The organism is Cellulomonas carbonis (assembly GCF_014636275.1).
Classification (GTDB): domain Bacteria; phylum Actinomycetota; class Actinomycetes; order Actinomycetales; family Cellulomonadaceae; genus Actinotalea; species Actinotalea carbonis.
In genome coordinates, this window is record NZ_BMEB01000003.1 from 518,228 (window position 1) to 528,680 (window position 10,453).

The window sequence follows — 10,453 nt, forward strand, 5'->3', positions numbered from 1 at the left end:
TCAGTCGCGCTGCCAGGAGCTCCACAGGGCGGCGTAGTCCCCGCCCGCGGCGACGAGCTCGTCGTGCGGGCCGATCTCGGTGATCCGTCCCGCGTCGACGACGGCCACGCGGTCGGCGTCGTGCGCGGTGTGCAGCCGGTGCGCGATCGCGACGACGGTCCGCCCCTCGAGGACCGCCGAGAGCGACCGCTCGAGGTGCCGCGCGGCACGCGGGTCGAGCAGCGAGGTCGCCTCGTCGAGGACGAGCGTGTGCGGGTCGAGCAGCACGAGTCGGGCGAGCGCGACCTGCTGCGCCTGGGCCGGGCTGAGCGTGAGCCCGCCGGACCCCACCTCGGTGCCGAGGCCGTCGGTCGTCGCCGCGACCCACTCCCACGCGTCGACCGCCTCGAGCGCGCGCCGCAGCTCGTCGTCGGTCGCCTCCGGCCGTGCGAGCCGCAGGTTCTGCGCGATGGTCCCGACGAACACGTGGTGCTCCTGCGTGACGAGAGCGACGTGCCCGCGCAGCTCCTCGAGCGGCAGGTCCACGAGCGGCACGCCACCGACCGTCACCGTGCCGCCCGTGGGCGGGTGGATCCCGGCGAGCATCCGCCCGAGCGTGGACTTGCCCGCACCGGACGGCCCGACGACGGCCAGGCGCTCGCCGACGGCGAGGTCCAGGTCGATCCCGTGCAGCACGTCCTGCCCCTCGCGGTACGCGTACCGCACCGCGGTCGCCTCGACGTGCTCGTCGTCGGGAGCGCCCTCGCGGGCGACGCGGTCGGGTGCCACCTGGTCCACGCCGACGATGCGGGCGAGTGCCGTCGCGCCGACCTGCACCTCGTCGAGCCAGAAGATCAGCTCGCCGATGGGCTGCATGAGCTGCATCGCGTACAGCGCGACCGTGGTGACCGAGCCGATCGTGGTGCTCCCGGTCGAGACGAGCCAGGCGCCCCACACGAGTACGCCCAGGACCGGCAGGACGAACGACAGGTCGACGCCCGGGAAGAGCACGGTCCGCAGGCGCAGCGTGTACGACTCGGCGGCGAACGCCTCGCGCAGGTCCGCGTCCGTCCGCTCGCGACGACGTCGGCCGAGACCCAGCGCGTCCGTGGTGCGGGCGCCCTCGACGGACTCGGTGATGGTCCCGTTGAGCCGCGCGTACGCCGCCGACTCGCGCAGGTACCCGGCCGCGGCGCGGCGCAGGTACCACCGGGTGGTGGCGATCAGGAGCGGGCTGCCCACGAGGAGCGCGAGCGCGACGGTCCAGTCGACCGCGAACGCCGCCACGACCGTGAGGGCGATGGTCGCCGACGTGACGAGCACGCGCGGCACGCCGAAGCGCACCGTGTGCTGCACGCGGTCGATGTCGTTCGTCGTGCGCGAGACGAGGTCACCCGTCCCGGCCCGCTCGACGACCGACAGCGGCAGCCGCGTCACGGTCGACACGAACTCCTCGCGGAGCTCCGCGAACACGCCCTCGCCGAGCACCATCGAGGCCCGCTGCGCGTAGCGGACGAGGACGGCCTGCACCACGACCGCTGCCACGAGCAGCAGCACCGCGCGGTCGAGGTAGTCGACGCCGCCGCCCTGCGTGACGGCGTCGACCATGCGGCCGAGCAGCCACGGCCCGGCGAGGCCGGCGACCGCGGCCGCGACGTGCAGGCCGAGCACCCGGGCGAGGCCGCCGCGGTGCCGGCGCAGCAGGCGTCCGGTGTGCGCGCGGAGCGCGCGCGAGTCAGCGACGGGCAGCTTCACGGTGGTCCTCCTCCCGTGCTCGTGGTGCGGGGACGTCGACCTCGAGGTCGGCGGGTGGCTGGTGGTGGGGCGCCGTGCCAGGGCTCGGGCTCGGGCTCGGGCTCGCGGTCGTGCCGGACGCCGCGACCGGCGTCGTCGTGTGCTCGGAGCCGGGCACCGGGGCGCGCGCGTCGTCGGCAGCGGCACGGCTCACGACCGACCGGTACTCGGCGGCCGCGGCGGGCCCGGCGGCACCGTCGAGCAGGCCCCGGTGCGTGCCGACCGCGCGCACGGTGCCGTCCCGCACCAGCGCGACCTCGTCGACGCGGTCCAGGACGAGCGGGCTCGCCGTGACCACGACGGTCGTGCGCCCGGCGCGTGCCCGCGTGAGCCGCTCGGCGATGCGCGCCTCGGTGTGCGCGTCGACCGCGCTCGTCGGCTCGACCAGCACGAGCACCTCGGGGTCGGTCAGCAGGGCGCGCGCGAGCGCGAGCCGCTGCCGCTGGCCGCCCGAGAGCGACCGTCCCTTCTCGGCGACCTCGCCGTCGAGCCCGCCGGGCACGGCGTCGAGCACGTCCTGCGCGTCGGCGGTCGCCATCGCGCCGAGCAGCTCGGCCTCGGTCCGTCCGCCGCGGACGTCGAGCTCGTCCCGGAGGACACCCGTGAACAGGTGGGGCGTCGACTCGGCGACGACGACGCGTCGGCGGACCTCGGCGAGCCCGAGCCGGTCGAGCGGGACCCCGCCGAGGAGCACGCGCGCCGCCTCCTGCTCGTGCTCACGGCCGAGCAGCCCGAGCCGGGTCGCGATGCGCGCCGTCTCGTCCGGGTCGGCGCTGACGAGCGCGGTGACGGCTCCCCCCCGCACGTGCAGGCCGGAAGGCTCGTCCGCGAGGTCCTGCGCACGGCCGTCGTCCGAGCCGTCGGCACCCGCAGCCGTCGCGACCGCAGCCGACGCAGCCGCCGCGCCCGCGTCCTCGGCACCCGTGACGGGCACCTGGAGCACGCGCAGGATCTTGCCGACGCCGACGAGCGCGCGCGTCACGACGTGCACCGCGTTGGTCGCCGCGGTCAGCGGCTCGGTGAGGAACGACGCGTACCCGTAGAAGGTGACCAGCTGGCCGGGCGTGATCTCGCCCGTGACCGCGAGGCGTGCGCCGATCCACACGACGCCCGCGACGAAGAGGCCCGGGAGCAGCGTCTGCAGCCCGTCCAGGAGCGACTGGGTCCCCGCGACGCGCACGCCCGCCGCGCGGACGCGCTGCGACTGCTCGCGGTAGCGGCCGGTGAACTCGTCCTCGCCGCCGATGCCGCGCAGGATGCGCAGGCCCGAGACGGTGTCGGAGCCGAGCGTCGTCAGCCGGCCCGCGGCCTCGCGCTGGGCGGCCTGGCGGCGTTGGAGCGGCCGCACGATGAGCGCGAGCACGCCCGCGACGGCGGGCAGCCCGACGAGCACGGCGACGCCGAGCACGACCGAGCTCGACAGCAGCAGCGCCGCGACGACGAGGTAGGCGACGACCCCGCCGACGAACCGTGCGGTCACGTAGAACACCTCGCCGACGCGCAGCGAGTCGCTCGCGACGGTCGAGACGACCTCGCCCGTGGGCAGCTCGGCCGTGACCGCGTCGCCCGTGCGGCTCACGTGGTGCCCGACGAGCTGCGACGTGCGGAACGCGCCCCGCATCCAGTTCTCGACGTCCCACCGGTGGCCCACGACGTTCGCGACGACCATGACCAGGCCCGCCGCGAGCAGGAGGAGGCAGCCGTCCACGAGCTCGCGGGAGAGGCCGCCGTCGAGCCCCCCGTCGACGACGCGGCCGAGCAGGTAGGGCAGGAGCGCCATCGCCACCGAGCTCGCGACGGCCGCGACGGAGCTCGCGACGAGCAGGCCGGCCTGCCGACGCGCCACCCACCGCAGGTAGGCGGCGGGCGTCGTCAGCGGGGGCCGACCCGGGTCGACGTAGGGCAAGGGGCGCACGGTCGTCAACGGTAGGTCCGCCCACCGACACGCGGCGACGTGTTTTCCTCCGTGCGTGGGCGAGGATGGTCCGGACCCCGACGACCCGTCCGACCGCGGCGCACGACGTCGCAGGACGGGACCCGCACGCCCAGGAGGACCACGTGACCGGCTCGACCGCCACCCCTGCGGGGACGCCCGCCGGGACCCCGTCCGCGGGGCGCGACTGGCCCGCGCGGGCCACGCGCTCGCTGCGCCGCTACCGCGTCCTGGCGCTCGTCACGGGCGCCATGCTCCTCGTGCTGTGCGTCGAGCTGCTCATGAAGTACGTGATCGGCGTCGACGACGACGTCATGCGGTGGGTCGCGTGGGTGCCGTTCGCCCACGGGTGGATCTACGTCGTCTACCTGGTGACGGTCGTCGACCTGTGGTCGACGATGCGCTGGGGCCTCGGGCGGCTCGTGACCATGGTGCTCGCGGGCGTCGTGCCCGTCATGTCGTTCGTGGTCGAGCGGACGGTGCACCGCGAGGGCGAGGCGCAGGTCGCGACGGGACGCCCCGCGCGGCGCGGCGTGCCGGTGGTCCCCGCGCGCTGAGTCCGGGACGCGGCGAAGGGCCCGTCCCTCGCCCCGGACACCCCGCTGCCCGCGCGGGCTCGCTCACTAGACTCGACGGGTGAGCGACTCGCAGCCGGAGCCCGGCGCCACCGACGCCCGTCCCGTCCTCGTCATCGACTTCGGGGCCCAGTACGCGCAGCTCATCGCGCGCAGGGTCCGTGAGGCGCACGTCTACTCCGAGGTCGTGCCCCACACCTGGACCACCGAGCAGATCCTCGCCAAGGACCCGGCGGCGGTCATCCTCTCGGGCGGGCCCGCGAGCGTGTACGCCGACGGCGCGCCCGCGGTCGACCCCGACCTGTTCGAGGCCGAGGTGCCCGTGCTGGGCATCTGCTACGGCTTCCAGGCGATGGCGAAGGCCCTGGGGGGCACCGTCGCGCAGACGGGCACGCGCGAGTACGGCGGGACGCACGTCGACATCCCCGACAGCGGCGTCCTGCTCACGGGGTCGCCCGCCGAGCAGTCGGTCTGGATGAGCCACGGCGACGCCGTGCACGAGGCGCCCGACGGTTTCCGCGTCCTCGCGACGTCTCCCGGCTCGCCCGTGGCGGCCTTCGAGGACCGCGACCGCCGGCTGTTCGGCATGCAGTGGCACCCCGAGGTCAAGCACTCCCCGCTCGGCCAGCACGCGCTCGAGAACTTCCTGTACCGCGGCGCGGGCCTGCGCCCCGACTGGACGCCCGGCAACGTGATCGCCGAGCAGGTCGAGCGGATCCGGGCGCAGGTCGGTGACGCGCGCGTGATCTGCGGGCTGTCCGGCGGCGTCGACTCGGCCGTGGCCGCGGCGCTGGTGCAGCGCGCGGTCGGCGACCAGCTCACGTGCGTCTTCGTCGACCACGGCCTGCTGCGCCTGGGCGAGCCCGAGCAGGTCGAGCGCGACTTCGTGGCGGCGACCGGCGTCAACCTCAAGGTCGTCGACGCGCGCGAGCGGTTCCTCGACGCGCTCGCGGGGGTCACGGACCCGGAGGAGAAGCGCAAGATCATCGGGCGCGAGTTCATCCGCGTGTTCGAGGTCGCGGCGCGCGAGGTCGTGGCGGAGAGCGGTGCGCACGGCGAGGAGGTCCGCTTCCTCGTGCAGGGCACGCTGTACCCCGACGTCGTCGAGTCCGGGGGAGGCGAGGGCGCCGCGAACATCAAGAGCCACCACAACGTCGGCGGTCTCCCGGACGACCTGCAGTTCGAGCTGGTCGAGCCGCTGCGCACGCTGTTCAAGGACGAGGTGCGCGCCGTCGGCCTCGAGCTCGGGCTGCCCGACGCGATCGTGTGGCGTCAGCCGTTCCCGGGTCCCGGGCTCGGCATCCGCGTCATCGGCGAGGTCACCGCGGAGCGCCTCGACGTGCTGCGCGCGGCCGACGCGATCGCGCGCGAGGAGCTCACGCGCGCAGGGCTGGACCGGACGGTGTGGCAGTGCCCGGTCGTGCTCCTCGCCGACGTGCGGTCGGTCGGCGTCCAGGGCGACGGAAGGACCTACGGGCACCCGGTCGTCCTGCGGCCGGTCACGTCGGAGGACGCGATGACGGCCGACTGGGCGCGCGTGCCCTACGACGTGCTGTCGAGGATCTCGACGCGCATCACGAACGAGGTGCGCGAGATCAACCGCGTCACGCTCGACGTCACGAGCAAGCCCCCGGGGACGATCGAGTGGGAGTGACGCCCGCCGCCTGACGCGTCTCGCGCGCGCGTCCCGCGCGCTTGCGCTCGTACATGCGGGCGTCCGCGGCGGAGAGCAGGTGGTCGACGGTCGTGCCGTCACCCGGTGCGACCGTGGCGACGCCGACGCTGGCCCGTGCGGGCAGCACGTGCGCGCCGACGGTCACGGGCTCGGCGAGCGCTGCGTCGACGCGTGCCACGGCACGGGGGGCGAGGCGTTCGGCGTCGCCCACCAGCACCAGCACGAACTCGTCGCCGCCGAAGCGCGCGACGAGGTCGTCGCCGTCGGCCCGCACGCAGCCGCGCAACCGCGTGGCGACCGCGACCAGCAGGTCGTCGCCCACGCGGTGACCCAGCGTGTCGTTGACCTCCTTGAAGTCGTCGAGGTCGAGGAACAGCACCGCCGCGCCGGGTGCCGCGCCGCGGTGCACGCGGTCGATGACGGCCTCGACGTGGCGGTCGACCGCGCGCCGGTTGGGCAGACCCGTGAGCGCGTCGTGGTCGGCGAGGTGCTCGAGCCGCCGCTCGGCGTCGGCGTGCAGGCGGGCGAGCTGCGACACGCGCAGGAGGACCAGCGGGACGACGATCAGCGAGCCGAGGCTGAGCAGGAGCCAGTCGGCCTCGCGCCCGGTCAGGGCGCGGACCGCCGCGACGACCGGGTTGATCGCGAGCGCGACGCCGAGGAAGAACAGCCGCCTGGTGCTCAGGCGGCCCTCCCACGGTCGTCCCGTCGTGCCCAGCACGCCGGCCGCGGGGTGAGCGGCGGCGCCCGCCATCGCCATGTAGCCGACGACCCACACGAGGCTCAGCCACGACGGGCCGCGCAGCGTGACGGGGTCGGCCGCGACCATCGTCGCGACGTTCCCGACGAGCGTGAGCAGCACCGCGAGCAGGAGGTAGGCGAGCGAGCCGCGGGCCGCGCGGCCGCTCGCGATCGCCCGGACCACGGCCCCGGCGATGCCGCCGACCATGAGGATGATGAGCAGGTCGTACGCACGGCGGCCGGGTGCGGTCCCGGCGGACTGCAGCGCCGGGAAGACCACGGCGCTCCACAGGACGACCGAGCACCCCACGGCGACGAGCGCCGCGTCGATGACGCCGCCCGAGTCGCGCCGCGCGATCGGCGTGACGATGAGCACGCTGGCGACGAGCAGGCACACGTACCCGACGGGCATGCCGACGGCGCGGACGACGCCGTCGGCGACCTCGCTCGGCTCCGCGCCCCCGAGGTGGACCTGGAGGAACCACGCCGCGTTGTACACCGTCAGCGCCGCGAGGCCGGCCGCGACGAACCACCACGGCAGCGTCCTGTCGAGGCGCCGCCGCAGCAGGCGGGCGAGGACCACGGCGGTCGCGCCGGCGCTCGAGAGCACCAGGAGCGCGCTGTGGACCGCGGGCGTGCCGAGGACGTAGGCGACACAGACCGCGGCCACGAGCACGGCGAAGCGCGCGTGCACTCGTCTGGCGTCGGTCGTCACGGGTGCATCATCGGCAGCGACGGCCCGCCCGAGAGGGGATGCCCGGCACCGATGTCCCACGGTGCGCCCGCGCGACCGGACGCGTCCCCGGTGCCGGTCCGCGTGCCGGTGCCCGACCCGGTCCCGGACCCGGCGCCCTCGGGCGCCGCGCCGCCCCGCTTGCGCTCGTACATCCGCGCGTCCGCCACGGACAGCACCTGGTCCACGCTCGCGACCCACCCGGGACGGACGCCGGCGACGCCGATGCTGGCGCGCGCGGGCAGCGACCGGCCGCCCACGGAGACGGGCTCCTCGAGCGCGGCGGCCACGCGGCGCGGCGCGTCGTCGGCGAGCAGGTCGGGGTCGCCCTCGAGCACCACGACGAACTCGTCCCCGGCGAAGCGCGCGACCAGGTCGCCCCGGTCGGCGCGCACGCAGCCTCGCAGGCGCCCCGCGACCGCGTCGAGCAGCTGGTCGCCGACGCCGTGGCCGAGCGTGTCGTTGACGGCCTTGAAGTCGTCGAGGTCGAGGAAGAGGACGACGACGCCGGGTGACTCCGACCTCGCGACGCGGGCGAGCACGTCCTCGAGCCGGTCCGCGAGCGCCCGGCGGTTGGGGAGCTCGGTGAGCGGGTCGTGCGTCGCGAGGTGCGCGAGCCGACGCTCGGCGTCGGCGTGCATGCGCGCGAGCTGCGTGAGGCGGACGACGACGAGCGGGACGATGACGAGGTTGGTCGCGGCGACGAAGGGCACCTCGACCCCGACGTCGGCGACCGCGTCGAGCCCGAGCAGGGCCGGGCCGACCGCGAGGGCGACGCCGAGGACCGCGAGGCGGCGCGACGTGAGCCCGTGCGTCCCGCGCGCGGCCGAGCGGGCGACCGCGGCCGACGGGTGCAGCGCGGCGGCGGCGAGCGCGCTGTAGGCGACGACCCAGAGCACGTCGACCCACCAGGCGGACCCCGGCGGCGCGTCGGCGGCGACGCCGCGCAGCACGGTCCCCGCCAGCGTCGCCGTGATGGTCACCAGGAGGTAGCGCAACGACGTCCCGCGCTCGGGCATCATGACCACCGCGCGCGTGAGCGCCCCGGCGATGCCCGCGACGACGACGAGGGTCGCCATCGTGAGGGCACGCGCGGCCGGCGTCACGTCCGGTGCCAGGACCGGTGCGACCGCGAGCACCCACACCAGGAGCGACGCGCTGAGCGCGACGACCGCGGCGTCGACGAGGGCGCCGACGGCGGACAGGCCCGGCGTGCGGATGAGCAGGATCGCGCCGACGAGCACCGCGAGGTAGCCCACGGGCAGGCCGACCCCCGTCACGACCGACGCGGGCGGCGTCACGCCGAGCCCCCAGCGCTCCCACATCCACACGACGCCGTAGACGTCCAGCACGACGAGCCCGCCGAGCACCCAGGCCCACGACGCGGGGGACGCGAACCACCGGCGCGCGAGCCCGGCCCCGAGGACAGCCGTCGGCACGAGCCCGACCGCTGTCACGACCCAGTCGCGCACGGCGCCGGACGTCAGCAGGTACGCGAGGACGAAGGCGACGCCCGACACGGCGAACGTCGCGTGCGCGAGCACCGCACGACCCGGCTCGCGGACGTCCACGCGCGGATCCCGCGGGGGCGTGGTCGGCCGCGTCCCGCGCCGGGTACGCACGACCGGCGCACGCCCGTCCGCCCCCACAGGAACCCCCCTCGCCGGTGCCGTCCGGGGGTGCGTGGTCGATGGCCCCCCGGTCCTCGCGCACCGTACCGCGACGCCACGACGCCGGACGGCCGGTAAGGACGACTAGCCTCGACCGGTGCGGATCATCCACGTCTCGGACTGCTACGCGCCGCGCACCGGAGGCATCGAGTCGCAGGTCCGCGACCTCGCGCGCGCGCAGGCCGCCGCGGGCGACGAGGTGCACGTGCTCACCGCGACGGCGGGCGCCGACGGGCACGGCGGCGTCGAGGACGACGGCGGCGTCGCCGTCCACCGCCTGGGTGCCCGGATGCCCTTCGACCTCCCCGTGAACCCCGCCGCGCCGCCCCAGGTCCGCCGGCTGCTGGCCGAGCTGCGGCCCGACGTCGTCCACGTGCACGCCGGCGTCGTGTCGCCCTTCGCGTTCGACGGGGCGCGGGTGGCCGTCGACGCGGGCGCACCCGTGGCGATCACCTGGCACTGCATGCTCGACGGCGTCGTCCCGGTGATGCGCACGGCCGTGCACCGCTCCGGCTGGGCGACCGCGCCGGTCGCCCTCAGCGCCGTGAGCTCCGCGGCCGCGCAGCGGGTGCGCTCGGTGTTCGGCCGCGACGTCGCGGTGGTGCCCGACGGGGTCGACCTCTCGGCGTGGCAGCCGGACGGCGCACGCGGGCCCGACGGCGACGGCGACCGGACCCGGCCGCTGCGCGTGGTCGCGACGATGCGGCTCGCTCCACGCAAGCGCGGGCCCGCCCTCGTCGAGCTCGCGGCCGACGCCGCCGCGCGGCTGCCCGCAGGTGCGCTCCGGCTCGACGTCGTCGGCGACGGGCCGGCCCGCGCGGCGGTCGAGCGCCGCGTCCGACGCCGCTCCGCCGCGGGGCTCGACGTCCGGCTGCACGGCCGCCTGCCGCGCGAGGACCTGCGCGCGCTGTACGCCGAGGCCGACGTCTTCGTGGCGCCCGCCGCCCTCGAGGCGTTCGGGATCGCGGCCCTCGAGGCGCGCGCCTGCGGGCTCGTCGTCGTCGCGCGGCGGGGCACCGGGGTCGAGGAGTTCGTGACGCACGACGTCGACGGGCTCCTCGTCGAGGACGACGACGCGATGACCGACGCCCTGGTGCGGCTCGTCGAGGACCCCGGGCTGCGCGAGCGGCTCGCCGCGACCGCGCGGTCGCGCCGTCCGCCCTTCGGCTGGGAGAGGACGGTCGCGGCGGCGGGTGCCGAGTACCGGCGGGCGGCTGACCTGCGGGGACGCTGACCTGCAGGAGCTGGGTGGGTGTGGTGTCTGGGACCTAGGGCTCCTGGACCTAGGGCCCGAGAAACGGTGTGTGCCGTGTCTAAGACTGGGGGCACGGGCCGCGGATGGCCCGCCGGGAC

Annotated in this window: 7 protein-coding genes; 3 read left to right on the forward strand and 4 right to left on the reverse strand. The window is 76.0% G+C overall.

Features of this window, described 5'->3' with window-relative positions; genetic code table 11:
- Both IEV86_RS12445 and IEV86_RS12450 read right to left on the reverse strand, forming a co-directional pair.
- Window positions 1–1,734 (reverse strand): ABC transporter ATP-binding protein, encoded by a 1,734-nt coding sequence (locus IEV86_RS12445; RefSeq protein WP_043608473.1) that lies wholly within the window; start codon window positions 1,732–1,734, stop codon window positions 1–3.
- Window positions 1,715–3,688, reverse strand: coding sequence for an ABC transporter transmembrane domain-containing protein (locus tag IEV86_RS12450; protein ID WP_081978870.1), 1,974 nt, complete (start codon window positions 3,686–3,688; stop codon window positions 1,715–1,717). Before IEV86_RS12450 ends, IEV86_RS12445 begins: the two co-directional genes overlap by 20 nt.
- Window positions 3,689–3,831: 143 nt before the next feature.
- Between IEV86_RS12450 and IEV86_RS12455 the strand changes: the two genes are divergently transcribed.
- Window positions 3,832–4,263 carry a DUF3817 domain-containing protein gene (locus tag IEV86_RS12455; protein WP_052426425.1) on the forward strand — a complete coding sequence of 144 codons (432 nt, stop codon included), beginning with the start codon at window positions 3,832–3,834 and terminating at the stop codon, window positions 4,261–4,263.
- Window positions 4,264–4,342: 79 nt separating this feature from the next.
- Window positions 4,343–5,935, forward strand: a complete 1,593-nt coding sequence (guaA, locus tag IEV86_RS12460) for a glutamine-hydrolyzing GMP synthase (RefSeq protein ID WP_043608476.1) — start codon at window positions 4,343–4,345, stop codon at window positions 5,933–5,935.
- On the opposite strand, the gene IEV86_RS12465 is transcribed toward guaA, so the two are convergent.
- Both IEV86_RS12465 and IEV86_RS12470 read right to left on the reverse strand, forming a co-directional pair.
- Window positions 5,898–7,412, reverse strand: a complete 1,515-nt coding sequence (locus IEV86_RS12465; RefSeq protein ID WP_152605710.1) for a GGDEF domain-containing protein — start codon at window positions 7,410–7,412, stop codon at window positions 5,898–5,900. The genes guaA and IEV86_RS12465 overlap by 38 nt on opposite strands.
- Window positions 7,409–9,001: a GGDEF domain-containing protein gene (locus tag IEV86_RS12470; RefSeq protein WP_043608481.1), complete on the reverse strand. Its 1,593-nt coding sequence runs from the start codon at window positions 8,999–9,001 to the stop codon at window positions 7,409–7,411. Before IEV86_RS12470 ends, IEV86_RS12465 begins: the two co-directional genes overlap by 4 nt.
- A 196-nt stretch (window positions 9,002–9,197) precedes the next feature.
- Between IEV86_RS12470 and IEV86_RS12475 the strand changes: the two genes are divergently transcribed.
- Window positions 9,198–10,334 carry a glycosyltransferase family 4 protein gene (locus tag IEV86_RS12475; protein WP_188484683.1) on the forward strand — a complete coding sequence of 379 codons (1,137 nt, stop codon included), beginning with the start codon at window positions 9,198–9,200 and terminating at the stop codon, window positions 10,332–10,334.
- The last annotated feature ends 119 nt before the right edge of the window (window positions 10,335–10,453 follow it).